A 24,081-nucleotide genomic window follows, 5' to 3' on the forward strand; every position below is an offset into this window, starting at 1 on the left:
CGTTAAAATCTACACCACAGACTTGAGAGCCTAAGGTCGGATACGACGTCCGGACTGCGTTCAGAATAAACTGGCCGGTTTACTCTGAACAGGGGGAATAATACAAGGTCGGATAAGCGCAGCGCCATCCGGCAAAATCACACATTTACGTAGTTCCGTAGGTCGGATAAGCGCAGCGCCATCCGACAAATCACCCAGTTCCGTAGGTCGGATAAGCGAAGCGCCATCCGACAAAACCACCCAGTTCCGTAGGTCGAATAAGCCCAGCGTCGTCCGGCAAATCACCCAGTTCCGTAGGTCGGATAAGCGAAGCGCCATCCGGCAAAATCACACATTTACGTAGGTCGGATAAGCGAAGCGTCATCCGACAAAAGCTCGTTATTTCTGCCGCGCCAGCCACACCGCGCCCAGCATCCCCGCCTTGTTGCCGAGCTTGCACGGGCGAATCGGCACCTTCAGCACATCCCAGAACTTAAAGCCTTCCAGGTGGCGCTCCAGCATCGGATAGAGCATCTGCTGGGTGCTCACGCCGCCGCCCAGCAAAATTGCCTGCGGATCGAAGAGCGACACCACGCTGTAAATCCCGCGCGCCAGGTATTTCACCCAGTTATCAATCACGCCCTGAATGTGTAAATCCGTCTCGGCGCGGGCAAAAATATCCTGACCGTGGATTTTCTCGTCCGCCGGAATATTCATCTCTCTGCGGCAGGCGTCCATCAGCCCTTTGGCCGAGGCCAGCTGGTGCATATCCTCGCCGTACTGCCCCACCGGCAGCACGCCAAACTCCCCGGCCCGGTAGTGCGAGCCGCGCATCAGCTCGCGGTTGACGATAATCCCGCCGCCGATGCCGGTGCCGATGGTGATGCACACCATCGAATCATATTCATTCCCCGACCCGAGCCACATCTCGCCGAGCGCCGCGCAGTTGGCGTCGTTCTCTATGGTCAGCGGCAAATCGGTCAGCTCGCCGAAAATCTCCAGCAGGTTGCAGCCGTCGAGGAAGGTTAACGCCCCGGCCTTGGGGACGCTGCCGGTATGGGGGTTGATGTAGCCGGGAAAACTGATGGCGATACCGGCGATTTCATTATGCTGCCGGTACCCCGCCACCACGCTCTGCCAGGCCTCCAGAAACGGCTGGAGCTCGTTGTGGGTATCGTATGACTCGGTGATCAGCGCCTCCCCCTCTTCGGTAAATAAGCCATGTTTTACATGGGTACCGCCTACGTCGAAACTGATAAACAGGCGCATGAACAATCCTTTTGCGAAACGGGAAAAAGGTAATCTTAAAGTATGTATCAAATCATCCAGGTTGCTGGTCGAATCCTCCGAAACACGGAAATTTTTATCCGTGAGCCGTGTCGTAAAGCCTTCAAACAATGGCGAAGAAACCACCGCCGCCGTCTACCCTTGAAGGAGTAACCACCACAGGAGACCACCATGACCAACAATCCTCCCGATACCCGAATCATCCCCGGCGAATATGGCTTTCCGCTTAAGTTAAAACCGCGTTACGACAACTTTATCGGCGGCCAGTGGGTCGCTCCGGTGGGGGGCGAATATTATGAAAACCTCACCCCGGTTACCGGCCAGCCGCTGTGCGAAATAGCCAGCTCCGGTAAAGGTGATATCGATCTCGCGCTGGATGCAGCCCACGAAGCGAAAGCGGGCTGGGGCGCTATGTCGGTCCAGGAAAGGGCCAATATCCTGCTGAAAATCGCCGACCGTATGGAGCAGAACATCGATCTGCTCGCCGCCGCCGAAACCTGGGATAACGGCAAGCCAATCCGCGAAACGACAGCCGCCGACGTGCCGCTCGCCGTGGACCATTTCCGCTATTTTGCCTCCTGTATCCGCGCACAAGAGGGCGGGATCAGCGAAGTTGACGGCGATACCGTGGCGTACCACTTCCACGAGCCGCTGGGCGTCGTCGCGCAGATAATCCCATGGAACTTCCCGCTGCTGATGGCGAGCTGGAAGATGGCCCCGGCGCTGGCGGCGGGCAACTGCATCGTGCTCAAACCGGCACGCCTTACCCCGCTTTCCGTGCTGCTGCTGATGGAGCTGGTGGGCGATCTGCTGCCGCCGGGCGTCATCAACGTGGTCAACGGCGCGGGGGGTGAAATCGGCGAATATCTGGCAACGTCCAAACGCATCGCCAAAGTGGCGTTCACCGGCTCCACCGAAGTCGGCCAGCAAATCATGCAGTACGCGACCCAGAATATTATTCCGGTGACGCTGGAGCTGGGCGGCAAATCTCCGAACATCTTCTTTGAAGACGTGATGAACGAAGAGGATGCCTTCTTCGACAAGGCGCTGGAGGGCTTCGCGCTGTTTGCCTTCAACCAGGGCGAAGTCTGCACCTGCCCGAGCCGTGCGCTGGTGCAGGAATCCATTTACGAACGCTTTATGGAGCGCGCGATCCGCCGCGTGGAGTCCATCCGCAGCGGTAACCCGCTGGATGCCCGCACGCAGATGGGCGCGCAGGTTTCCCAGGGCCAGATGGAAACCATCCTCAACTATATCGATATTGGTAAGAAAGAAGGGGCGGACGTTCTGACGGGCGGACGCCGAAAAGCGCTGGAAGGCGATTTGAAAGCGGGCTATTACCTGGAGCCGACCATCCTGTTTGGGAAAAACAACATGCGGATCTTCCAGGAGGAGATCTTTGGGCCGGTGCTCGCCGTGACCACTTTCAAAACGATGGAGGAGGCGCTGGAGCTGGCGAACGACACGGAATATGGTCTGGGCGCGGGCGTCTGGAGCCGTAACGGCAACGTGGCCTACAAAATGGGACGCGGCATTCAGGCAGGGCGAGTCTGGACGAATTGCTACCACGCCTACCCGGCCCACGCCGCGTTCGGCGGCTACAAGCAGTCAGGTATCGGGCGCGAAACTCACAAGATGATGCTGGAGCACTATCAGCAAACGAAGTGCCTGCTGGTGAGCTACTCCGATAAACCGCTTGGACTGTTTTAATTAATCAGGGTGGATGACGCTGGCGCTTCTGTCCCTGAATAACAAAAACAAAAAAGCCCGATGTTTTCACATCGGGCAACGGACAATAATGAAGCTATTTTTTTTGTGCTACATCAACGAACCTGGTATTAGCAAATGAGGCAGTATTTGCTGTTACTTCTGGCCGGAGATTTCTACTACTACGCGGCGATCCGGTGCCAGGCAGGTCACGAGCTGAGAGCGAGCCATGTTGTCGTCACAGGTGTTGCCAGTAACGGAATCACTTTCACCACGACCTTCAGTAGTTACATTCTGAGCAGGCATACCTGCGGCAACCAGTGCGTCAGCTACAGACTGAGCACGCGCAGCGGACAGCTGCTGGTTGTAGTTTTCTGAACCGATACGGTCGGTATAACCAACAACAGTGGTGTTGTTGTTTTTAGCAGCCTGCATTTCTGGGCTGTTGTACAGCTGGGTGATAGCTGCCTGACCTTCCGGAGAAAGGGTCGCGGAGTTATAACCGAACAGGACGTCAGACTTCAGGTTGAAAGTCTGTACTTCTGGTGCCACAGCCGCTGCTGCAACGACTGGCGCTACGTCGTCGTGCTGACCGAAGCGATAAACGATACCTGCGGAAACAGAGCTGTTGTCTGCGCTCACGCCGATCTGGTTGGAGTTACCCATGTTAGCAACCCACTGGTATTCCAGACGTGCAGCCCAGTCATTGGTGAACGCGTATTCAGTACCCACTGCAACCAGTGGACGAATGCCGGTTTCCATTTTGTCGTGACCGTCGGTTTTGGTTTCTGCACGGTAACCCATAGCACCACCACGCATATACAGATCCCATGCGTTGGTCAGTGCGTAGCTACCTTTCAGGGAAAGCTGCAGACCCTGGGTTTCCAGCTTAGAACCTGGGACACCGTTGTTGCCCTGGAAGTTCATGGTGCCCAGGTAGTCGTAGCCACCTTCAACCGCTAACCAGTCGGTGATCTGATAACCAGCGAATACGCCGCCGCTGGTGCTGTCTTTGTCAAAATCAAAGTCAGTTGCAGTACGGGACCGATCGGTGAAGTTGTTGTTACCGCTAACGTCGAAGAAGTGAGACCAACCCACTTTAGCGCCGCCGTACCAGGTGTTAGCGTCTGCTGCTGCAAATGCGTTAGAAGCTGCGAAGGCGTTGACTACCAGTAATGCCACAAGTGTCTTTTTCATTTTATTCCCTGAGTTTTCACATTCTGAAGAGATGCCTCAGAACTTATTAACCAATTTATTGTCGGCGAATAATATTGTGATTACCTGTAGAACAAAAACACTAATCAATTTATTTTTAAACCGTCTCATTTTGACTTATCTGCAATCACACTAAATGTTCAGAATGTTTCGGGTAGTTCTTTTACCTCTAATAAATATCCACCACGTTTTGTTTCAATATATTTTGCTTCCTTAAGTGAAAACACCATGTTTAAAATGCTGCTGCGCGACAAGTGGGTTCGGTCCTGAATATATTCGAGGATAGAGGTTCGCATTCTTGTCTCATCAGGCAGTTGGATCATTTCCAGTAAATGGTTACGAATAACAGAATACGTTCTTTGTTGTACAACCAATGCATCACGATACAAAAGATAGCTGGTGAAATAAGCCATCATGACAGCAACATCTTGCCATAGATTTTTCTCAGTGATTTCCTTTATGGCTTCCTGCGCATCAACCCGTAATATGGTGGATTCGGTTTCAACACGCAGGTGTTGCCACTGTAGAGGTTGCAGCCCTTCACCAACACCGAAAATATGGGGATCGTAAGCGGTGCCGATGACCAGACCATCTTCCAGGCGCAATACAGATATCTCCCCCTTCAGAAAGAGATAAAACTGCGCCCGGCCTTTATAATCCCAGTGCAGGCGCTTACGGGGGGTCACTTTCATCTCGGTGCTCAGAGGTAAAAGCACATTGATCAGACGAGCAATCGAGTCATCCGGGCGAACAGGTACAGAAACAGTCACAGGTCATCCTCAAAAAGTCGGTTACATTTTCTGGTAATTATAGCCGAAGAGATCAAAAGGTGATCTTTCGCGTATTATTACAAAGCATCCCGCCTGTGGAAAGTTTATTTATAAACTACTTAGAGGTAGCGCAACGACTTTTGAATAATTAATGTACATCATCCCGGATTACAGGACTTTTACTTTATGTTTTTAAACTACCTTGCGCTGGGTCTGCTGTGCTTTGGCGGGCTGGTAATTTTCTACGGTATTATTGTGATTCATGATATTCCCTACGAAATTGCTGTAAAACGCAATCATCCGCATCAGGACGCTATTCACGCCGCGGGTTGGGTTAGCCTGCTAACGCTGCATGTGTTATGGCCGTTTATCTGGATATGGGCGATGTTATACCGAGAAGAGCGCGGCTGGGGATTCAGTAAAAAAGAGAGCGATGAGCTTGCGCAACTGCACGCCCGACTTGCGTTACTGGAAAGACAGCTGGCATCCAAAGAAGAAAAAAACGCCTCCCCTTCTCCCCAATAAAAGATATATATAATCGTGGAAACATTAATTTTATTGCTCTACGCAGCAATCTGCATTGTGATATTTAAGGTATTCAGTATCCCTCTGAATAAATGGTCAATTCCTACGGCAATTTTGGGCGGCATCCTGTTGCTCAGCGCATTGATACTGACCATGAATTACAACCATCCGTATACCGAACGAGCGCAAATGATTACGGTGACGGTGCCTATCGTTCCCGAAGTACAGGGACGTGTAATAAAAGTCACACAGAATGGCAATAAGCTACTGAAAAAAGGTGACTTTCTTTTTAGCATCGATCCCACTGTTTACCAGTCAAGAGTCGACGTCATTAAGGGTGAAATTGAGAGCGCAGAGCAGAACGTTAAAAAACTCGAGGCGCGTCTGGCCTCGCAAAGCGCTGATATCGAGCAATACAAAGCGAACCGCGATCTGGCCTTAAAAGACGCTAATCGCTATCGCGACGGTAGCCGCAACAAAATGACGAGCCCGTTCACCGACCAGGAAGTCGTCACCGCCCAGCAACATTATCTGTCTGCTCAGGCGCAATGGCGCTCCGCGCTGGCAAAACGCGATCAAACTGCGGCGCAGCTTGATGCGATGGTGAATGGCGAAAACGCCACCGTCTACAAACTCAAATCCAGCCTGAAAGAGGCCATGTACAACCTGGATAAAACTGTCATTCGCGCACCTGAGGATGGCTACGCGACCCAGGTTCTCCTGAAGCCCGGCATGTTTCTACGCACGCTCCCGCTGCGCCCTGCGATGGTCTTCGTTCCTAAGCAAAGTGGCGATATCTATGCTGCATTCAGGCAAAACTCTGCCCTGCGCCTGAGCGCGGGTGACAAAGCCGAGGTAGTGTTCGACGGCCTGCCAGGCCAGGTCTTTAGCGGTACGGTGAAGCAAATCCTGCCCGTCGTTGCTAACAGTAGCTATCAGGCCCAGGGGAATCTGCAAGGGATCAACCAGAATGCAAATCTTGATGGGGTCTACGCCGACATCGTTCTCGACCCGAATCCGGATCTCGAAAAACTGCCATCCGGCAGCATGGCTCAGGCCGCGGTTTATAGTGAGCACTTCGAAGAACTGTCTATTCTGCGCAAAATCCTGCTACGCATGACAAGCTGGACGCATTATCTCTATTTGGATCACTGATGCGGATTCTGGCTCTCTGTAGCAAAGAGAGCCAGATAATCGCTATTCTCCTTCGTTCACCCAGATACGCATCTCGCCCTCCCCACGATTCGCCCAGCTAAACCATGGAATAAAGGTCAGCTTTTGCGGCTCGGCTGTTACCGGTGATTTGTCGTAGTGGTAAAGCGGCTGCTGGTCCGCTTTCTCGCAGGCCATGCGTCGTCCCTCCGCCTGAATTAATACCTTGTGGGCAAACATCCCTTTTCCCTGAATCAGGCTGAATTCGCTGTCGTCTCGCAGTACCAGATTATGCAGCTCTGCGCCGTTATCCGCCTCTTCAAGGCAGTAAACCAGCGGCCCGCGCTGCACGGCCACTTTTCCGGCCACGTGGCGTAAAAGCGGGTTACCGTAGACCCGGCGCACCGGCATCGGTAACGTCAGCGCAATGCGATCCCCTTCCTGCCAGCGACGTTTGATGTGCAAATAGCCTTTACGGATCTCGCCTTCGCACGGCTCCCCGTTAAGCATCACGCGAGGGCTGGCGCACCAGTCTGGCAGACGCAGCGCCAGAGTATGCTGCACGCTTTCCGGTGAGGTGACGGTTATGTCCACCTGTTCATGCCACGGATAGTTGCCGCTGATTTTCAGGCCCAGCGTCTTGTCGCCCACCGGCACAGCCATTTCGTTGCCAACGTAGAGATGTATATAAAGGGCATCCGGCTGCGGGGTGTAGATATAGTGGCCCAGCGAGGTCAGCACGCGGGCGATGTTCGGCGGGCAGCAGGCGCAGCCAAACCAGCGCTGGCGCACCGGCTTCACGTGATCGTAGATATGGTTAAACGACAGCGTTTTGGGATGCACTTCGAGAGGATTCACATAGAAGAAGTGCTTACCGTCCAGCGCCATGCCTCCCAGTACCGTGTTGTACAGGGCTCGCTCCATGACGTCGGCAAAGCGGCTGTCCGCTTCCATTTGCAGCATGCGGCGGGCAAACATCATCAGGCCAATGGAGGCACAGCTTTCGGCGTACACGGTGTCGTTAGGCAGGTCGTAATCGGAGCTGAACGCCTCGCCACTGCTCTGGGAGCCAATACCACCGGTGATGTACATCTGCTTTTGCACCATGTTGTCCCACAGGCGCAGACAGGTCTGACGCTTCTCCTCATCCTTATGCAGCCGCGCCAGGTGCGCCACGCCCGCCATCAGGTAGACAAAGCGCACCGCGTGACCGATGGCCGTTTGCTGGAGCGCCAGCGGCTCGTGCGCCTGGCTGTAGGCCTTATCTTTCACCATCCACGCCGGGCCGTGAATATTCCAGTGCGAGGTGCGCCCCCGTTTTTCATACTCGCTGTCGTAGAAATGCGGCGTAGCGCCACGCTCTTCAACAAAGTAGTTCGCCAGATTCAGGTAGCGCGGGTTCTCCGTCACCTCATAAAGACGCATCAGCGCCAGCTCGATTTCCGGGTGGCCCGGATAGCCGTGGATCTGATTTTCGCCAGGCCCAAACACACTGTCGATATGGTCAGCAAAACGGCACACCACGTCCAGCAGGCGGCGCTTGCCGGTCGCCTGGAAGAACGCCACGCCCGCCTCAATCATATGCCCGGCGCAGTACAGCTCGTGGCATTCAGCAAGGTTCGTCCAGCGTAGCTCCGGCTCTTTAACGGTGAAATAAGTGTTGAGATAGCCATCCTCACACTGCGCGGCCTCCACCAGTTCGATGACCTCATCGGCGGTTTTCTCAAGCTCCGCATCCGGCTTCTGGCACAGCGACCAGGCCACTGCTTCCAGCCACTTGGCCACGTCGCTGTCCTGAAACACCATGCCGTAGAACTCGCCGTCTTTGCGCCCTGCCGCAATCTCGAAGTTTTCGATGGCGTGGCTCGGGTCGGCCTCCTCTATCCGGTCGTTGAGCGCATCCCACTGATAGGGGATCACCACGTCGCGCACCAGGCGCTGATACTCTCCCAAAAATGCGTCGGTCACTTTCAGCTGGTGCAGGTCAACTTCCTGTAAGACATCTGGCTGGTTCATAACAATTCCTCAGGCGTTCTGGACATGGCGCTGGCGTAAATCGGTGCTGATACGCGCCATCATAGGGTTATTCAGTCGGCAGCGGCGAATCGCCAGCGCCAGTAACAGGTGGAAGGCAGCCGGTAGCAGGCTTTCCAGAGCGGTAATGCCGGAAAGCGATGCGGCCGTCTGGTGCTCAAGCCCTGGCTTATAGGCAACAAAAATAAACACCAGGCTGAGAATACCCGCGCTGGCGGCCCAGGCGAGCTTGATAAAGAACAGGTTAAAGGCGAAGTTCATGCCGGACGAGCGCACGCCGGTTTTCCATTCGCCGTAGTCGTCGGCAAAGGCCATGATGGAAAAGTGCAGCGGCAGCGTGAAGCCCAGAATAATGCCGTTGCCAAGGATCACCGCCAGCCACAAGGTCTGGTGCGCAGGCCCGGCGGGCAGCAGCCACATCCCGACCGCCAGCGCCGCCAGCACCAGGTTGGTGTAGTAATAGAGTTTGACGGTATCAAAGCGTTTTGAGAGCGGGCTGACGATAATGGCCCCCAGAATCGAGGCGAAGGTCACCATGGTGAAAAACAGCGAGGCAAAGGTGGCGCTGCCCTGCAGGACATAGGTGATGAAGTACATGTAGCCGCCGCCCCGGAGATTAAAGACGTTAATCAGCAGGAACGACATCACCAGGCTCAGCAGCAGCTGGTCGTTTTTGCGCAGGCCCGCCAGGTGCTCACGCAGGGTGAACTTGCCCATCAGCGCCAGCGGCACCCGCTCGCGGACCCAGAAGAAGCAGCAGAGGAACATCACCACCGCCACGGCGCAAAGAATGCCAACGCCCGTCTGGTAGCCCTTCGCCGCGTTGCCCTGGCCAATGACCTCCACCAGCCACGGCAGGCCGACGGAGACTAAGAAGCCCGCCACGCCGCACAGTACAAAGCGCCAGGACTGACAAGCGATGACCTCATCGTGACGCGTAGTCATGGTGTTGATCAGCGCGCAGTACGGCACGTTAATCGCGGTGTAGCCCACGGAGAGCAGAAGGTAGGTGCCGAACGCCCAGAGGATTTTCATGTTGGCGCTGAGATCGGGCACGGTGAAGGTCAGCACGCCAATGATGCCAATCGGCACCGCCACCCACAGCTGCCACGGGCGGAAACGCCCCCAGCGGCTCTGGGTACGGTCGGCAATAATCCCCATCAGCGGATCGGAAATCGCGTCGAAAACGCGCAGGGCGATAAATAACGTTCCGACAATCGCCGGGGTTAAACCAAACACATCGGTATAGAAAAAAGTCAGGAAGTTCATGATCAGGCAGGTAATTACCGTGCCGCCCGCATCACCCAGCCCGTAGCCTATTTTCTCGCGAATCGAAAGTTTGTCGTTTACAACCGATGGAGCAATATCAGTAGTATTAATAGGGGTAGAGGTCATGATTTACGCCTCGTGTCATCGGATTAAAGAACCTGGAGTTGTTATTTTGTCTTTTGCAAAGTACGCGATTAATTCTGCACGCTATTTCCCCGGCAACAAGGCGAGGGGAAAGTATAAAAAGGTGACGATTCCGACCTGAAAGGAAAACTGTGAAGAAGATCGATAAACCGGCTATACAGGCTGTCGGTGCCTGATAATTTATCTACACTGCCGGAAAGACAGGCTATGAGATAAAACTTAAATGTTTGATTTAAAACTTTCTTTACCGATTAGCGTGCAAAATGGCGGGCTGTTCATCTCACGAGGCATAGGCAGCCATCCGGCACGGAAACTGGATTCGTGGGAGTTGGTTTTTGTAGAAAAAGGGACACTTACGATCAGGGAGGAGCAAACGACGTTCACCGTTGGCGCAGGGGAAAGTTTATTACTCTGGCCGCACCGTCAGCATGTTGGCGTGGGCACTTTCCCGGAGAATTTAAAATTCTATTGGCTGCACTTTGAATTGCATCCACATTGCAGCCGGCCGAATGAATTACCCGCTTCGCTTATTTCTCTTCCGCAACACGGTAAAGTTCGCGATCCTCAATACGTTATTGCGCTATTTCGCCAGTTTTTAAATGAACAGGAAGCGATCGCTCGAAGTACAGCTCTGGAATTAATTTTATTGTTGATTATGCAGCAGCTTTCCGTTGCCGCAGGCGAGCTGCCGACAGCGGAGAAAAGTGGTATCGACCTGGCTTACAAAGCCCAGCAGCTGATCCGTACCCAATATCATTTAACGCTCTCCACTTCGACGCTCGCCGCCCAGTTACACTGCAATGCCGATTACCTCGGTCGCGTTTATCGCCGGGCCTTTCATCTGACAATAACCGAAGCCATTCATCGCCAGCGGGTGTTAAGCGCGGAGAAACTGCTGCTGACGGATTCGTGTTCGCTAAGTGAAGTGGCGGAGCGCTGCGGATTTCAGGACGTGGGCTATTTCCGACAAATATTCCGCAAAGCAGTAGGCCTGACGCCCGCTGCCTGGAAGCGGAGATACTGCAAGGAGCATATTAATTCGGATTAGCGGCGAGCATTGTTATTCACGGTTTTCTCTGGTGTGCCATACCCTCAGAATATGAACGATTTCATCTTTAAGTTCGTAACGAAGTTCATAATTACCAAGGATTAACCGGCGCACCTTCCGGGGTTCGAACTCAGATAAGTACGCACCCGATTGCGGGTTCGTCACCAGATTTACAGACGCACTGACTAACGTTTGTACCACGCGCTCCGCCGCGGGTTGGTTAACGCTAATCAGGAATTCATAAACCCTGTTTAAATCTTCAATGGCTGGTTCCGTCCAGACAAAACGCATCGTCATCCCTTAGCTTTTGGCACCGGCAATGGGGAATCAGTACCAAGGCTGTTCGCCCATTTTAGTACGTCGTTATGATCGACTACCCGCCCTTCGTCAACCGCCCTTAAAGCTTCCAGAGTCATGGCATGACGGCTTTCTTCCTGTTCAATAATGGCCGCCAGAGCTTGTTTGACAATCCAGCCACGTGAACGATCGTAGCTGGCAGCAAGTTCATCAATCTTCTCGGCCATTTCAATGGGGATATGCGCAGTTATAACCCGGGTTGGTGATTGTTTCATGTCATCCGCCTTAAATGATTAGAATATAATCATAGTGAATCAACCTGATTAAAACAACGCCCACCTGTTCCCTACTTTTTATTCAGCATCGCCTTCAAATCGGCAAAAGGATTATAGGTTGCTTCGCCAACGTCCTTCTGGGCGTCTTCACCGGCGACCACTCTTGAACCGTACTGGTCGGCTTCGGTGTATTTCGAGTGCTCGTGATCGTGGCAGTACAGGCACAGCAGCTCCCAGTTGCTACCGTCTTCCGGGTTGTTGGTGTGGTCGTGGTCCATATGGTGGACGGTCAGCTCGCGCAGGTTGGAGTAAACGAACTCGCGGGAGCAGCGCCCGCAGACCCACGGGAAGAGCTTCAGCGCTTTTTCGCGGTAGCCGCTTTCGAGGCGCGTATAGTTTTTAGGGATAATGGCCATATCAGCACGTGTCCTGGAATAAAAGTTAGGGTATCTGCCGCCAGTGTCCGGCTAAATGCCGTCTTTATCAATCCCCAGGCGCTTCATGCGGGAAAGAAGCGTGGTGCGTTTCAGGCCTAAACGCTGCGCCGCACCGCGCGGGCCCGCCACCACGCCGTTGGTTTCTTTCAGCACGCGCAGAATGCGCTGCGCCTCATCTTCCCCTTCGCGCACTTCAGCGCTCGCCGCCAGCGGCACGGTTTTCTCTTCCGGCGGACGATAATCCATTTCCGGCAGGGACAGGTGCAGCACGTTCCCCCGCGTCAGCAGCACGGCTCGCTCAATGACGTTTTCCAGCTCGCGCACGTTGCCCGGCCAGTCCATACGGGAGAGCGCGCGCAGCGTTTCGGCTGGGATGCTGTCGATGCTGCGGTTCATGCGGTGGGCGATTTTAAAGGTGAAGGATTTCACCAGCAGCGGGATATCTTCCGGGCGTTCCCGCAGCGGCGGCAGGGTAATCGGGAAAACGTTCAGGCGATAGTAGAGGTCGCTGCGAAACTCGCGGTCCGCCACCATCTCTTTAAGATTGCGGTTGGTGGCGGCAATAAGCCTGACGTCCACCTGCTGGATTTTGTTGCTGCCCAGCCGCTCAAACTCCTGCTCCTGCAACACGCGCAGCAGCTTAGGCTGCAGCTCCAGCGGCATATCGCCCACTTCGTCGAGGAACAGCGAGCTTTTATCCGCCAGCTCAAAGCGCCCGATACGCTGGGTGTTGGCCCCGGTAAACGCGCCGCGCTCGTGGCCGAAGAGATCGCTTTCCAGCAGCCCGGCGGGCATCGCCGCGCAGTTAATTTTCACCATCCGGCGGCTGTTACGGTCGCTCAGGTTATGAATGGCCCGGGCTATCAGCTCTTTACCCGTGCCGGTTTCCCCGAGGATCAGCACCGTGCTGTCGCTTCTGGCGACCATCTCCACCTGCTTGAGCACGTTCGACATCACTTCGCTACGGCCGATTATCTCGCCGAAGTCGCTGGCGACGTTGTTGATCTGCTCGGTGAGGTAGAGGTTCTCGTCCACCAGGTTCTCTTTTAAGCGGTTGATCTCCTGGTAGGCCAGCGCGTTATCTACCGCAATGGCGATACGTTCGGCTATCTGGCGCAGCAGCTTGAGGTTCGCCGGGGTGAACACGCCAGCCTCGCACTGCGCCAGCTTAAGTACGCCCAGCATGTTATTGCCGAACTTCAGCGGCAGCAGGCACAGCGTCTGGATCTGGTTGCCCCACATCTCGAACAGCATACGTTCATAGGGGGCCAGCTGGTCGCCCTGATGCAGGTTAAGCAGCAGCATTTCACCGCTTTTAAACACTCTTTCGGTGAGCGTGCCGGTTTCCGCGACGTCGCTCTGGTCGTGGATAGGCGACTGCTCGTCCACGTAATGCGTGGAGTAGATCGTCAGGCGATCTTTACGGTTGCCGCGCAGCACGATGCTGATCGAATCGATCGAGAAGTAGTAGTGGATCTCGCGGGCGATTTCGCCAATTAGCTCGTCGAGATCTAACTTGGACAGCACGGCGTTGGTCACCGCCACCAGAATGCGGAAATCATCGCGCTCCCGGCACAGCAGGTTGTAGTCCTGGTTTGAGCTCAGGCGGGTCTGAATTTGCTCCGCCACCAGGCCGACGATCTGCGCCAGGGTATGCAGGCGCTCCAGCTCTTTGTCCGTCCAGCTGGCGTCGCCGTTGCGGATAAACTCGCAGCCGCCGAAGATACGTCCTTCCGCCGCCAGCGGCAGCAGGCAGTAGCGGCCAAACGGCGCGTACAGGTCAAGCGCCATCACCTGCGGCCAGGTCTCGCTGAACTCTTGCTGAGTACAAATAAGCGCTTCCGGGCGCGACAGCACCCGGCGCACCGGGCCGTTCGCCAGCACCATTTCATCTTCGTAGTGCAGCCCCTGGCCCTGCTTGTCCATGCCATAAAACCCCACGCGCTGATGCATCGGGTGGTAAAGCAGCACGTTCACCCGGTCGGCAAGCGCTCCCTGTTTGACCAGCTGCGTCAGACAGTAAGCGAGGGCCGGGAGGTCGGGCTGTTGCAGCAGGGAACGCGTGATGTCGAATAACCCTTGCTGACCGAGATCGCTCATCGGTGTATATGGCATCTTTGTTTATCCAGAAGATGATGGCTGAAAGAAGTTCGTAGGGCGGATAAGCCTGCGCCATCCGCGAAATTAACGGCCCGGTGGATGACGCTTACGCTTATCCACCCTACAGCTGCCGCGTTCGTTGCGGCATTTGTATTATAAATATTGCTTAAGAATACTGGTTTGCATCAACAAATGCGCGGGAGCGGCTCGGAATGCGGCAGGTCGAGCGTACGCTTTACGCCGTACAAGCCCGCAACGCGAACGCCTTTGCGCTCAACCACTTCACCAATCACCGCTGCATTTTGCCCCAGCGGATTCGCCTGTAAAGCAGCCAGAACGCTTTCTGCGGCGTGTCTCGCAACCGCGATAACAAGCTTGCCTTCATTAGCAAAATTTAACGCATCCAGGCCCAGCAGTTCGCAAACGCCGCGCACCGCCGGGTTCATCGGCAGCTGGCTTTCGGTCATTTCCATCCCGCAGCCGCTGGATGCGGCAAATTCGTGCAGGACGGCATTTACGCCGCCGCGCGTCGCGTCGCGTAAGGCTTTAACGCCCGGGATGTTCACCAGCGGCGCAATCAGCGGCGTCAGCACCGCGCAGTCGCTTTCGAGGTCGCCTTCCAGCCCTAGCGATTCGCGCAGGTTAAGAATAGTCGCTCCGTGGTCGCCCAGCGTTCCGCTGACGATCAGCACGTCACCGGCGCTAATCTGCTGTGCGCCCCAGTTCAGACCTGCCGGGATAGCGCCAATTCCCGCCGTATTGATAAAAATTTTATCCGCCGCGCCGCGCTGCACCACTTTCGTGTCGCCGGTGACGACAGCGACGTTCGCTGCTTTTGCCGTAGCCGCCATGCTTCCCACGACGCGTTCGAGCGTCTCTACCGGCAGCCCTTCCTCAAGGATGAAGCCGCAGGAGAGCCAGCGCGGCGTGGCGCCGCTGACCGCCACATCGTTCACCGTGCCGCAAACGGCAATTTTGCCGATATCCCCGCCGGGGAAGAACAGCGGATCGATAACGTAGCTGTCGGTGGAGAACGCCAGCCGGTCGCCGCTGGCGGTGAGTTCGGCCAGTGGCAGGCGGGCCTGATCCTCCTGCTCCGCCAGCCACGGGTTGTCAAACGCGCGCATAAAGAGGTCGGCGATGAGCTTTTGCATGGCCAGCCCGCCGCTGCCGTGGGCTAATTCGATGGTTTTCATAACTTTGCCTTTGTCGGATGGCGCTTTGCTTATCCGACCTACGTTTGGTGTTCATATTGAATGGGCTACGCGCGATACTGATACCACGCGGCACAGGCCCCTTCGGAGGAGACCATCAGCGCGCCAAAGGCGTTCTGTGGATTGCAGGCTTCGCCGAACATCGGACACTGATGCGGCTTGCAGCGCCCGGTCAGCACGTCGCCGCAGCGCGCTCTCGGGTCGTCGTAGACCTGCTGTGGCGCGGGTCTGAAATGCTCCTCCGCGTCAAACTGCCGATACCCTTCCGTTAGCCGCACGCCGGATTCGCTAATCGTTCCCAGCCCGCGCCATTCCGAATCGCCCTGCACGGCAAACACTTCCGCTATCGCCTTCTGGGCAAGCAAATTCCCCTCGTCCGGCACCACGCGTTTGTACTGGTTGGCAACGCAACTACGCTGCGCGATTTTCTGCTCCACCAGCATCACCACGCCCTGCAATAAATCCAGCGGTTCAAAGCCCGCCACCACCAGCGGACGCTGATACTGCGTGGCGATAAAATCGTAGGCTTCAGTGCCAATCACCATGCTGACGTGGCCGGGAGCCAGGAACGCGTCGATGCCGTTATCCGGCTGTTCGAGCAGGCTGCGCAGGGTCGGGATCAGGGTGATGTGCTGGCAGAAGAAGTAAAAATTGTCGATGCCCTGCGCCTTCGCCTGCTGCAGCAGGATCGCCGTGGCGGGCATCGTGGTTTCAAAGCCCAGGCCAAAGAACACGACTTTACGATCGGGATTTGCCTTCGCCAGCCCGAGCGCATCCAGCGGCGAGTAGACCACCCGCACATCCGCCCCGCGCGCTTTGGCCTGCATCAGCGAACCGTTTTTACCCGGCACGCGCATCGCATCGCCAAAAGTGCAGAAAATCACCTCTTTATGGCTGGCGATTTCAATGCAGGTGTCGATGCGCCCCATCGGCAGCACGCAGACCGGGCAGCCGGGGCCGTGGATAAATTCGATATTTTCCGGCAGCAGCCGATCCAGCCCGAACTTAAAGATGGCGTGGGTATGTCCGCCGCAGACTTCCATAATGCGCAGCGGTCGCTCAGCCGTGTAGGCCAGCAGCGGAGCACGCTCGCGCAGCACGTCAATCAGCTGCATCACCTTTTCCGGCGCGCGGTATTCATCGACAAAACGCATCAGCCGCGCTCCTCGCCGAACAGCAGGCCGCCCACGTCCGGCTCGACTTCGTACATGTTTTGCAGCGCATCCAGCGTGTCGCGGGCTTCGGCCTCGTCGATAATGCTCATCGCAAAGCCGACGTGGACCAGCACCCACTGGTCGATCTGCGCGTCGCCCACCAGCATCAGGTTCACGTCGCGCCTGATGCCGCAGACGTCCACTTTTGCGCTGCCGTCGGGCAGGCGCTCAACAATCTGGCCGGGAATGCCTATGCACATCGCTGCGCCTCCAGCCAGTTCAGCCACGGCTGCATGCCTTCACCGCTGGTCGCTGAAACCAGCATGATCTCTATATTCGGGTTTACCTGGCGGGCATAGTCGAGGCACTTCCCGACGTCGAATTGTAAGTACGGCAGCAGGTCGATTTTGTTGAGCAGCATCAGCGAGGCCGCCGCAAACATATGCGGATACTTCAGCGGCTTGTCTTCGCCTTCGGTGACCGACAGCACGGCGACCTTGTGACGCTCGCCAAGGTCGAAGCTCGCCGGGCAGACCAGGTTGCCGACGTTCTCGATAAACAGGATGCCGTTGCGCTCGAGCGGCAGGCGCTGCATGGCGTCGCGGATCATCTGCGCGTCAAGATGGCAGCCCTTGCCGGTGTTCACCTGGATGGCGGGCGTGCCGGTAGCGCGAATGCGGGCCGCGTCGTTTACGGTTTGCTGATCGCCTTCGATGACCGCGCACGGCACGTTGCCATGCAGGCGTTTTAAAGTTTCGGTCAGCAGAGTGGTTTTACCGGAGCCGGGGCTTGAGACCAGGTTCAGCACCAGCTGCTGCTGCTTCGCAAACTGCTCACGGTTGTAGACGGCAAGCTGGTTGTTTTTATCCAGCACGTTAAGCTCAATTTCCAGCATGCGGCGCTGGGTCATGCCCGGCGCGTGGGTGCCAGCGGCCCCGTGCCCATAGTGCAGATCGCCCTGTTCATCAGCGGTGGGCGCGAACTTCACGCCGGTAATTTGCATGGCCGGACGGGATGCCGGTGCGAACGGCGCGCTGCGAAATCCGGAGTGCGGATTGCGTTCGTCGCCTTCTATATAGAGGTTGCCTTCGGCGCAACCGCAGGTGCTACACATGGTTTGTCTCCTCAACTTCCAGACGCTTGATCTGCACGCCGTCATCCGCCACTACGCGTAGGTTGCTGCCAGCACAAAGCGGGCAGCGCCGCACCAGCGAGGACAAAAGCTGAACGTGCTGCCTGCAGTCGTGGCACCAGCATTCGGCTTCCTGCTGGTGAATATGCAGCTCGCAGCCTTCGGCCACCGTTTCGCGGGCCACCAGCTCAAAGCAGAACTCGAGCGCGCTTTGCTCCACGCAGGAGAAAGCGCCCACTTCCAGCCAGACGCCGGTGACGCGGGTAACGCCGTGCTGAAGAGCCTGAGCTTCGATGAGTTCTATTGCGCGCTGGCAGAGGGTGATTTCGTGCATGTTGCCTCCGGGGTATCTGGCGGAGGTAATGCAAGGAGAGTGCCAACACGGGTGAGGGGAATGTCAACATCCGTCAAACGTGACGAAATGACATGTCATCGTCGCTCGCCACGACACCCTTATCTTTTAAAAACATGTATTTATAAAACTGGCACGAAACATGCTCTGTGGGGGTAACAGTAAAAACAGAGTGACTTAAAAAATGAACATTTGGGAACTGAGCGAGAAAGCAGAATACATCGCCGACAAGCACCAGCGCCTGCTTGCGCAGTGGCAGCACTACGGCAACACCCTGATTCAGGGCATCACCCTCTCTAAAGCTAAGCTGCACCACGCCGTGGGCTGCAACCCGGACGACGACGTGCGCTTCTTCCTGTTTGACCACTTCGTCATTCACATCGCACTGGCCGAAGGCTTCAACAGCCATACCATCGAGTACTACGTCGAGAAGCGTGACGGCAGCGACAAGATCCTGATTGCACAGGCCATTCTCGATGACGATGGCCGCGTGGACGGCAGCATCAGCAACCGCAACCGTGAGCAGGTGCTGGAGCATTATCTGGAAAAAATCCGTCCGGTTTACGACAGCCTGTACCGCGCCGTACATGACGACGCGCCTCTGTCTCTGATCCCGCTGCAGCAGAAGGCGCTGGCGTGATCTCCATCGAGTGTCGAAAAACTGTCGAAATGGCAGTCGTCGGCACAGTTTCGTCAAAAATGATGAGGAAGAGTGGGTGAATCGTTTTGTCATCGCTGACTCAAAGCTCTGCATCGGCTGCCACACCTGTGAAGCCGCCTGTGCAGAGACGCACCGCCTGCATGGCTTACAGTCCATGCCGCGCCTGAAGGTCATGCGCAACGCGACCGAATCGGCGCCGCAGATGTGCCACCAGTGCGAAGACACGCCCTGCGCCGGGGTTTGCCCGGCCAACGCCATTACCCGTATGGAGGGCGCAGTCCAGCTCAATGAAAGCCTGTGCGTCAGCTGCAAGCTCTGCGGCATCGCCTGTCCGTTTGGCGCCATTGAGTTTTCCGGCAGCCGCCCGATTCATATCCCGGCCAACGCCAACAGCCCGAAAGCCCCGCCTGCGCCGCCCGCTCCGGCTCGCGTCAGTACGCTGCTCGACTGGGTGCCGGGCGTCCGCGCCATCGCCGTGAAGTGCGATTTGTGCAGCTTCGACGCCGACGGCCCGGCCTGCGTGCGCACCTGCCCGACCAAAGCCCTGCGCGTGGTGGATAACAATGACATCGCCGCCTCCAGCAAGCGCAAACGCGAGCAGACATTAAGCGCGTCGCTGGGCGATCTGACTCTGTTTACTCAACCCCGGGCGGAAAAATGAGTGCATATCTGTTGATTCATTGGGCGCTGCCTTGTTTTCTGGCAAGCGCCATTCTGGCAGCCGCAACCAGCTTCCATAAACCTTTAAGCGGATTTATCGCCGGGTTCGGCGGCGCGATTAGCTCGGTGCTGACGCTGCTGGCGGGGTGCCAGGCGCTGACGGGCTTTAGCGGCGTGATGGAAATCTGGCACTGGCAGCTTCAGCTCAACGCCTTTAACGGCATCTGGCTGCTCACCGTCGGCCTCTCCGGCCTGTTTATTTCGCTGTTCAATATCGACTGGCATCGCCACCAGACGGTTCGTGCGAATGGTTTCCTGATTAACCTGGTGATGGCAGCAGCGGTTGCCGCACTGGTCGTGGATAACTTCGGGATGCTGGTGATGATGGCGGAAATCGTCGCCCTCGCCGGTTACTTCCTGACGGGCTGTCAGAAATCAGGGCAGCTTTGGTTCGCACTGGGCCGGCTCGGTACCGTGCTGCTGGTCATTGCCTGCTGGCTGATGTGGAAGCAGTACGGCACGCTGAATTTCGGCGAACTGCATCAGGTGCTCGACGGCTCGCAAATCAGCTCCGTTGTCTGGGTACTGTCCCTGCTGGGATTTGGCCTGCTGGCCGGCATCATCCCACTGCACGGCTGGGTGCCGCAGGCGCACGCCAACGCATCCGCTCCTGCCGCCGCGCTGTTCTCCGCCGTGGTGCTGAAAATCGGCCTTTACGGCATCATGAGTTTCTCACTGATCGGCAATAGCCTTCCGCTGTGGTGGGGGGGGCTGGTCGTTGTGCTCGGCATGTTCACCGCTTTCATCGGCGGGCTGTACGCGCTGATGGAACACAACATCAACCGTCTGCTGGCTTACCACACTCTGGAAAACATCGGCATTATTCTGCTCGGTCTCGGCTGCGGCCTGATGGGACTGGCGCTGCATAACACGGCGCTGGCAGCCCTCGGATTCGTCGGCGGCCTGTACCACCTCATCAACCACAGCCTGTTCAAAACGACGCTGTTCTTAGGCGCGGGCGCGGTCTGGTTCCGCACCGGGCATCTGGATATCGAAAAGCTCGGCGGGATTGGCAGGCGGATGCCGCTGATTTCCATCGCCATGCTGGTTGGCCTGATGGCGATGGCCGCCCTGCCGCCGCTGAACGGCTTTGCCGGTGAGTGGCTGATTTATCAGTCGTTCTTCAAACTGGGCACCCTGCCGCTGTTCATTACCCGCTTCATCGGGCCGCTGCTGGCCGTAGGGCTGGCGATTACCGGCGCGCTGGCGGTGATGTGCATGGCGAAGGTCTATGGCGTCACTTTCCTGGGTGCGCCGCGCACGCCGGAAGCAGAAAACGCGACCTCCACGCCGTGGCTGATGAACTTCAGCGTTGCCGCGCTGGCACTCTGCTGCGTGGCTGGCGGCGTGGCCGCACCGTGGCTGATCCCGCTGCTGCAACACGCTATTCCGCTGCCGCTGGAAACTGCCAATACCACCGTTTCACAACCGATGATCACGCTGCTGCTGATCGCCTGTCCGCTGCTGCCGCTCATCCTGATGGTGGTGTTCCGCGGCGACCGTCTGCCAAACCGCTCACGCGGTACGGCCTGGGTTTGTGGCTACGACCACGAACAGGCGATGGTGATTACCGCAGGTGGGTTTGCCCAGCCGGTGAAAGCGGCGTTCGCTCCGTTTATCAGACTGCGCAAAACGCTGAACCCGGTGAAGTGGATGCCCGGCTGGCAGTGCGACGGCCTGGCGGGCATGTTCCGTGTGCTGGCGATGATCGAACTGGCTGTATTGCTGGTTGCGGCTGTCGCTTAAGGAGCTCAGATGACTACTCTTTTCTTTCCATTAATTCAGGCGCTGGTGCTGTTTGCCGTTGCGCCGCTGCTGTCCGGTATCACCCGCGCCGCCCGCGCCCGCATGCATAACCGCCGCGGGCCTGGCGTGCTTCAGGAATACCGCGATCTGTTCAAGCTGTTTGGCCGCCAGAGCATCGCCCCCGCCGCCTCCGGTTGGGTGTTCCGCCTGATGCCATTTGTGATGGTGGGCGTGATGCTGACCATCGCCACCGCGCTGCCGGTAGTGACCATCTGGTCGCCGCTGCCCGCGCTGGGCGATCTCATTACGCTTATCTACCTGTTCGCCATCGCCCGCTTCTTCTTCGCCATTGCCGGGCTGGATACCGGCAGCCCGTTCACCGCCATCGGCGCGAGCCGTGAGGCGATGCTGGGCGTGCTGGTCGAGCCGATTCTGCTGCTCGGCCTGTGGGTCGCGGCACAGGTGGCTGGCAGCACCCACATCAGCAATATCGCCTCGACGATTTACCACTGGCCCGTCGCGCAAAGCCTGACGCTGGTGCTGGCCATTGCGGCCTGCGCCTTCGCCACCTTTATCGAAATGGGCAAGCTGCCGTTCGACCTGGCCGAAGCCGAGCAGGAGCTGCAGGAAGGCCCGCTGACCGAATACAGCGGCGCCGGTTTTGCGGTGCTGAAGTGGGGCATCTCCCTCAAGCAGCTCGTGGTGCTGCAAATGTTTGTCGGCGTGTTCCTGCCATGGGGCCAGATGAGCACCTTCAGCTGGGGCGGTCTTGCGATCGCGCTGGTGCTGGCGGCGGTGAAGCTGGCGGCAGGCGTTTTGATTATCGCACTGTTAGAAAACAGCATGGCTCGCCTGCGCATGCTGGAAACCTCGCGCATTACCTGGGCCGGTTTTGGCTTTGCCTTTTTAGCCTTCGTCTCCTTGCTGGCGGCGTGATTAAGAGAATTTCACATGTCTGAAGAAAAGATTGGCCAACATTATCTCGCCGCGCTGCACAAGCAGTTCCCGCACGCGGTTGTCGACGAAGCGTGGCAGACCAAAGACCAAATCACCGTCACCGTGAAGCTGAATATGCTGCCGGAAGTGGTGGAGTGGCTCTATTACAACCAGGGCGGCTGGCTCTCGGTGCTGTTCGGCAACGACGAACGTCAGCTGTGCGGCAGCTACGCGGTTTACTACGTGCTGTCGATGGAATCCGGCGTGAAATGCTGGATCACCGTGCGTGTGGAAGTGGATGCCGATAAGCCGGAATTCCCGTCGGTGACGCCGCGCGTGCCTGCCGCCGTATGGGGCGAGCGCGAAGTGCGTGATATGTACGGCCTGCAGCCTGTGGGCCTGCCGGACGAGCGCCGTCTGGTGCTGCCGGACGACTGGCCGGACGATCTCTATCCGCTGCGCAAAGACAGCATGGACTACCGCCAGCGCCCGGCCCCGACCACGGACCAGGAAACCTACGAGTTCATCAACGAGCTGGGCAGCAAAAAGAACAACGTGGTGCCGATTGGCCCGCTGCACGTCACTTCTGACGAACCGGGCCACTTCCGCCTGTTCGTCGACGGCGAGAACATCATCGACGCCGACTACCGCCTGTTCTACGTCCACCGCGGCATGGAAAAACTGGCGGAAACCCGTATGGGCTACAACGAAGTCACCTTCCTGTCTGACCGCGTGTGCGGCATCTGCGGCTTCGCCCACAGCACGGCGTACACCACGTCGGTCGAAAACGCGATGGGTATCGTGGTGCCTGAACGCGCCCAGATGATCCGCGCCATTCTGCTGGAGGTGGAGCGTCTGCACAGCCACCTGCTGAACCTCGGCCTCGCCTGCCACTTCGTCGGCTTCGACTCCGGCTTTATGCAGTTCTTCCGCGTGCGCGAGATGTCGATGAAGATGGCGGAGATCCTCACCGGCGCACGTAAAACCTACGGCCTGAACCTGATCGGCGGGATTCGCCGCGATCTGCTCAAGGACGACATGATCCAGACCCGCCAGCTCGCCCAGCAGATGCGTCGGGAAGTGAAAGACCTGGTGGATATTCTGCTCAGCACGCCAAACATCGAGCAGCGTACCGTAGGCATTGGCCGCCTCGACCCGCAGATTGCCCGAGACTTCAGCAACGTAGGCCCGATGGTGCGCGCCAGCGGCCACGCCCGCGACACCCGCGCCGACCACCCGTTTGTGGGCTACGGCCTGCTGCCGATGGAAGTTCACAGCCTGGACGGCTGCGACGTGCTGTCGCGCCTGAAAGTCCGCATCAACGAGGTTTACACCGCGCTGAACATGATCGACTTCGGGCTGGATAACCTGCCGGGCGGCCCGCTTGCCGTAGAGGGCTTCACGTATATTCCGAACCGCTTTGCGCTGGGCTTCTCCGAGGCACCACGCGGCGACGATATCCACTGGAGCATGACCGGTGACAACCAGAAGCTCTACCGCTGGCGCTGCCGTGCGGCGACCTACGCCAACTGGCCAACCCTGCGCTACATGCTGCGCGGCAATACCGTTTCGGACGCGCCGCTGATCATCGGCAGCCTCGATCCTTGCTACTCCTGCACCGACCGCATGACGGTGGTGGACGTGCGCAAGCGCAAAACCCAGGTGGTGCCGTACAAAGAGCTGGAGCGCTACAGCATTGAACGCACCAATTCGCCGCTGAAATGATTTTGCTGCCTTCTTACCCATTTTTGTCGGGTGGCGCGGTGCTTACCCGACCTACAAAACAGCCGGAACGTAGATACTGTTATGCCATGCAAGCATTTCCCGTATGAAGCGTGGCATCGAACGGGCGTCCTGACTTCAGGACGCCGTATGCCACCTGCGCCAGCTTGCGCATCATCGCACCGATTATCAGCTTCGGCGCTTT

23 protein-coding genes and 1 pseudogene are annotated in these 24,081 nt (G+C 57.2%); 9 read left to right on the forward strand and 15 right to left on the reverse strand.

What is annotated here, in order from left to right; all coding sequences use genetic code 11:
- Window positions 1-378 precede the first annotated feature (378 nt).
- On the reverse strand, window positions 379-1,248 hold the full coding sequence (locus HYQ67_RS22840) for an ROK family protein (RefSeq protein ID WP_202308316.1): 870 nt from the start codon (window positions 1,246-1,248) through the stop codon (window positions 379-381).
- 189 nt (window positions 1,249-1,437) lie between these two features.
- On the opposite strand from HYQ67_RS22840, the gene exaC reads away from it, so the two are divergent.
- Complete coding sequence (gene exaC, locus HYQ67_RS22845) at window positions 1,438-2,976, forward strand: acetaldehyde dehydrogenase ExaC (protein ID WP_202308318.1); 1,539 nt, start codon at window positions 1,438-1,440, stop codon at window positions 2,974-2,976.
- 153 nt (window positions 2,977-3,129) lie between these two features.
- On the opposite strand, the gene ompA is transcribed toward exaC, so the two are convergent.
- Both ompA and HYQ67_RS22855 read right to left on the reverse strand, forming a co-directional pair.
- Window positions 3,130-4,170 carry a porin OmpA gene (gene ompA, locus HYQ67_RS22850; protein ID WP_202308328.1) on the reverse strand — a complete coding sequence of 347 codons (1,041 nt, stop codon included), beginning with the start codon at window positions 4,168-4,170 and terminating at the stop codon, window positions 3,130-3,132.
- A gap of 158 nt (window positions 4,171-4,328) precedes the next feature.
- Window positions 4,329-4,958 carry a helix-turn-helix domain-containing protein gene (locus HYQ67_RS22855; RefSeq protein WP_202308330.1) on the reverse strand — a complete coding sequence of 210 codons (630 nt, stop codon included), beginning with the start codon at window positions 4,956-4,958 and terminating at the stop codon, window positions 4,329-4,331.
- Between the two features lie 186 nt (window positions 4,959-5,144).
- On the opposite strand from HYQ67_RS22855, the gene HYQ67_RS22860 reads away from it, so the two are divergent.
- Both HYQ67_RS22860 and HYQ67_RS22865 read left to right on the forward strand, forming a co-directional pair.
- Window positions 5,145-5,483: a DUF3302 domain-containing protein gene (locus tag HYQ67_RS22860; RefSeq protein ID WP_202308332.1), complete on the forward strand. Its 339-nt coding sequence runs from the start codon at window positions 5,145-5,147 to the stop codon at window positions 5,481-5,483.
- A 15-nt stretch (window positions 5,484-5,498) separates the two neighbouring features.
- The gene (locus tag HYQ67_RS22865; RefSeq protein WP_202308334.1) at window positions 5,499-6,638 is read left to right on the forward strand and encodes an HlyD family secretion protein; all 1,140 of its coding nucleotides are present in this window, start codon (window positions 5,499-5,501) and stop codon (window positions 6,636-6,638) included.
- Window positions 6,639-6,680: 42 nt separating this feature from the next.
- Here HYQ67_RS22865 and HYQ67_RS22870 read toward each other — a convergent pair whose 3' ends face one another.
- A complete protein-coding gene (locus tag HYQ67_RS22870) occupies window positions 6,681-8,651 on the reverse strand; it encodes a glycoside hydrolase family 127 protein (RefSeq protein WP_202308336.1) in 1,971 nt (656 codons plus the stop codon).
- Window positions 8,652-8,660: 9 nt separating this feature from the next.
- Complete coding sequence (locus tag HYQ67_RS22875; RefSeq protein ID WP_202308338.1) at window positions 8,661-10,064, reverse strand: MFS transporter; 1,404 nt, start codon at window positions 10,062-10,064, stop codon at window positions 8,661-8,663.
- 241 nt (window positions 10,065-10,305) lie between these two features.
- Between HYQ67_RS22875 and HYQ67_RS22880 the strand changes: the two genes are divergently transcribed.
- Entirely contained in the window at window positions 10,306-11,130 is an 825-nt protein-coding gene (locus HYQ67_RS22880) for an AraC family transcriptional regulator (RefSeq protein WP_202308340.1), read from the forward strand.
- 12 nt (window positions 11,131-11,142) lie between these two features.
- Here HYQ67_RS22880 and HYQ67_RS22885 read toward each other — a convergent pair whose 3' ends face one another.
- The 9 genes from HYQ67_RS22885 to hypA all read right to left on the reverse strand — a co-directional run bounded on the left by HYQ67_RS22885 (window position 11,143) and on the right by hypA (window position 18,073).
- Window positions 11,143-11,421 carry a type II toxin-antitoxin system RelE/ParE family toxin gene (locus HYQ67_RS22885; protein ID WP_202308342.1) on the reverse strand — a complete coding sequence of 93 codons (279 nt, stop codon included), beginning with the start codon at window positions 11,419-11,421 and terminating at the stop codon, window positions 11,143-11,145.
- Between the two features lie 2 nt (window positions 11,422-11,423).
- Window positions 11,424-11,702, reverse strand: a complete 279-nt coding sequence (locus HYQ67_RS22890; protein WP_202308344.1) for a CopG family ribbon-helix-helix protein — start codon at window positions 11,700-11,702, stop codon at window positions 11,424-11,426.
- A 71-nt stretch (window positions 11,703-11,773) separates the two neighbouring features.
- Window positions 11,774-12,118, reverse strand: a complete 345-nt coding sequence (gene yajD, locus HYQ67_RS22895) for an HNH nuclease YajD (RefSeq protein ID WP_202308346.1) — start codon at window positions 12,116-12,118, stop codon at window positions 11,774-11,776.
- Between the two features lie 51 nt (window positions 12,119-12,169).
- Complete coding sequence (flhA, locus tag HYQ67_RS22900) at window positions 12,170-14,254, reverse strand: formate hydrogenlyase transcriptional activator FlhA (RefSeq protein ID WP_202308348.1); 2,085 nt, start codon at window positions 14,252-14,254, stop codon at window positions 12,170-12,172.
- 170 nt (window positions 14,255-14,424) lie between these two features.
- Window positions 14,425-15,435 carry a hydrogenase expression/formation protein HypE gene (gene hypE / locus HYQ67_RS22905; protein ID WP_202308350.1) on the reverse strand — a complete coding sequence of 337 codons (1,011 nt, stop codon included), beginning with the start codon at window positions 15,433-15,435 and terminating at the stop codon, window positions 14,425-14,427.
- A gap of 65 nt (window positions 15,436-15,500) precedes the next feature.
- Entirely contained in the window at window positions 15,501-16,607 is a 1,107-nt protein-coding gene (hypD, locus tag HYQ67_RS22910; RefSeq protein ID WP_202308352.1) for a hydrogenase formation protein HypD, read from the reverse strand.
- On the reverse strand, window positions 16,607-16,867 hold the full coding sequence (locus HYQ67_RS22915; RefSeq protein ID WP_202308368.1) for a HypC/HybG/HupF family hydrogenase formation chaperone: 261 nt from the start codon (window positions 16,865-16,867) through the stop codon (window positions 16,607-16,609). Before HYQ67_RS22915 ends, hypD begins: the two co-directional genes overlap by 1 nt.
- The gene (hypB, locus tag HYQ67_RS22920) at window positions 16,858-17,721 is read right to left on the reverse strand and encodes a hydrogenase nickel incorporation protein HypB (protein WP_202308354.1); all 864 of its coding nucleotides are present in this window, start codon (window positions 17,719-17,721) and stop codon (window positions 16,858-16,860) included. The genes HYQ67_RS22915 and hypB overlap by 10 nt, the downstream gene beginning before the upstream one ends.
- A complete protein-coding gene (gene hypA, locus HYQ67_RS22925; protein ID WP_202308356.1) occupies window positions 17,714-18,073 on the reverse strand; it encodes a hydrogenase maturation nickel metallochaperone HypA in 360 nt (119 codons plus the stop codon). The genes hypB and hypA overlap by 8 nt, the downstream gene beginning before the upstream one ends.
- Before the next feature lie 202 nt (window positions 18,074-18,275).
- Between hypA and hycA the strand changes: the two genes are divergently transcribed.
- The 5 genes from hycA (at window position 18,276) to HYQ67_RS22950 (ending at window position 23,879) form a co-directional block, all read left to right on the forward strand.
- Window positions 18,276-18,731, forward strand: coding sequence for a formate hydrogenlyase regulator HycA (hycA, locus tag HYQ67_RS22930; RefSeq protein WP_202308358.1), 456 nt, complete (start codon window positions 18,276-18,278; stop codon window positions 18,729-18,731).
- A 76-nt stretch (window positions 18,732-18,807) separates the two neighbouring features.
- A complete protein-coding gene (locus HYQ67_RS22935) occupies window positions 18,808-19,413 on the forward strand; it encodes a 4Fe-4S binding protein (protein ID WP_202308360.1) in 606 nt (201 codons plus the stop codon).
- Complete coding sequence (gene hycC / locus HYQ67_RS22940) at window positions 19,410-21,218, forward strand: formate hydrogenlyase subunit 3 (RefSeq protein ID WP_202308362.1); 1,809 nt, start codon at window positions 19,410-19,412, stop codon at window positions 21,216-21,218. The genes HYQ67_RS22935 and hycC overlap by 4 nt, the downstream gene beginning before the upstream one ends.
- 9 nt (window positions 21,219-21,227) lie before the next feature.
- Window positions 21,228-22,154, forward strand: a complete 927-nt coding sequence (locus tag HYQ67_RS22945; RefSeq protein ID WP_202308364.1) for a respiratory chain complex I subunit 1 family protein — start codon at window positions 21,228-21,230, stop codon at window positions 22,152-22,154.
- 15 nt (window positions 22,155-22,169) lie between these two features.
- Window positions 22,170-23,879: a hydrogenase large subunit gene (locus tag HYQ67_RS22950; protein ID WP_202308366.1), complete on the forward strand. Its 1,710-nt coding sequence runs from the start codon at window positions 22,170-22,172 to the stop codon at window positions 23,877-23,879.
- Window positions 23,880-23,958: 79 nt separating this feature from the next.
- Here the strand turns inward: HYQ67_RS22950 and HYQ67_RS22955 are convergent.
- A pseudogene (locus HYQ67_RS22955) lies at window positions 23,959-24,081 on the reverse strand (IS110 family transposase); the annotation flags it as partial.

Source organism: Dryocola clanedunensis subsp. sulfonylureivorans (genome assembly GCF_016756775.1).
GTDB classification, from domain to species: domain Bacteria; phylum Pseudomonadota; class Gammaproteobacteria; order Enterobacterales; family Enterobacteriaceae; genus Dryocola; species Dryocola clanedunensis.

Bases quoted from the DNA above. Each gene is read 5' to 3' on its own strand.
- HYQ67_RS22860 (WP_202308332.1), top strand. From the start codon at position 5,145: ATGTTTTTAAACTACCTTGCGCTGGGTCTGCTGTGCTTTGGCGGGCTG.
- yajD (WP_202308346.1), bottom strand. From the start codon at position 12,118: ATGGCCATTATCCCTAAAAACTATACGCGCCTCGAAAGCGGCTACCGC.
- HYQ67_RS22870 (WP_202308336.1), bottom strand. From the start codon at position 8,651: ATGAACCAGCCAGATGTCTTACAGGAAGTTGACCTGCACCAGCTGAAA.
- hypD (WP_202308352.1), bottom strand. From the start codon at position 16,607: ATGCGTTTTGTCGATGAATACCGCGCGCCGGAAAAGGTGATGCAGCTG.
- HYQ67_RS22875 (WP_202308338.1), bottom strand. From the start codon at position 10,064: ATGACCTCTACCCCTATTAATACTACTGATATTGCTCCATCGGTTGTA.
- HYQ67_RS22840 (WP_202308316.1), bottom strand. From the start codon at position 1,248: ATGCGCCTGTTTATCAGTTTCGACGTAGGCGGTACCCATGTAAAACAT.
- HYQ67_RS22890 (WP_202308344.1), bottom strand. From the start codon at position 11,702: ATGAAACAATCACCAACCCGGGTTATAACTGCGCATATCCCCATTGAA.
- HYQ67_RS22880 (WP_202308340.1), top strand. From the start codon at position 10,306: ATGTTTGATTTAAAACTTTCTTTACCGATTAGCGTGCAAAATGGCGGG.
- HYQ67_RS22915 (WP_202308368.1), bottom strand. From the start codon at position 16,867: ATGTGCATAGGCATTCCCGGCCAGATTGTTGAGCGCCTGCCCGACGGC.
- exaC (WP_202308318.1), top strand. From the start codon at position 1,438: ATGACCAACAATCCTCCCGATACCCGAATCATCCCCGGCGAATATGGC.
- ompA (WP_202308328.1), bottom strand. From the start codon at position 4,170: ATGAAAAAGACACTTGTGGCATTACTGGTAGTCAACGCCTTCGCAGCT.
- hycC (WP_202308362.1), top strand. From the start codon at position 19,410: ATGAGTGCATATCTGTTGATTCATTGGGCGCTGCCTTGTTTTCTGGCA.
- hycA (WP_202308358.1), top strand. From the start codon at position 18,276: ATGAACATTTGGGAACTGAGCGAGAAAGCAGAATACATCGCCGACAAG.
- HYQ67_RS22885 (WP_202308342.1), bottom strand. From the start codon at position 11,421: ATGCGTTTTGTCTGGACGGAACCAGCCATTGAAGATTTAAACAGGGTT.
- hypB (WP_202308354.1), bottom strand. From the start codon at position 17,721: ATGTGTAGCACCTGCGGTTGCGCCGAAGGCAACCTCTATATAGAAGGC.
- flhA (WP_202308348.1), bottom strand. From the start codon at position 14,254: ATGCCATATACACCGATGAGCGATCTCGGTCAGCAAGGGTTATTCGAC.
- HYQ67_RS22950 (WP_202308366.1), top strand. From the start codon at position 22,170: ATGTCTGAAGAAAAGATTGGCCAACATTATCTCGCCGCGCTGCACAAG.
- hypA (WP_202308356.1), bottom strand. From the start codon at position 18,073: ATGCACGAAATCACCCTCTGCCAGCGCGCAATAGAACTCATCGAAGCT.
- hypE (WP_202308350.1), bottom strand. From the start codon at position 15,435: ATGAAAACCATCGAATTAGCCCACGGCAGCGGCGGGCTGGCCATGCAA.
- HYQ67_RS22945 (WP_202308364.1), top strand. From the start codon at position 21,228: ATGACTACTCTTTTCTTTCCATTAATTCAGGCGCTGGTGCTGTTTGCC.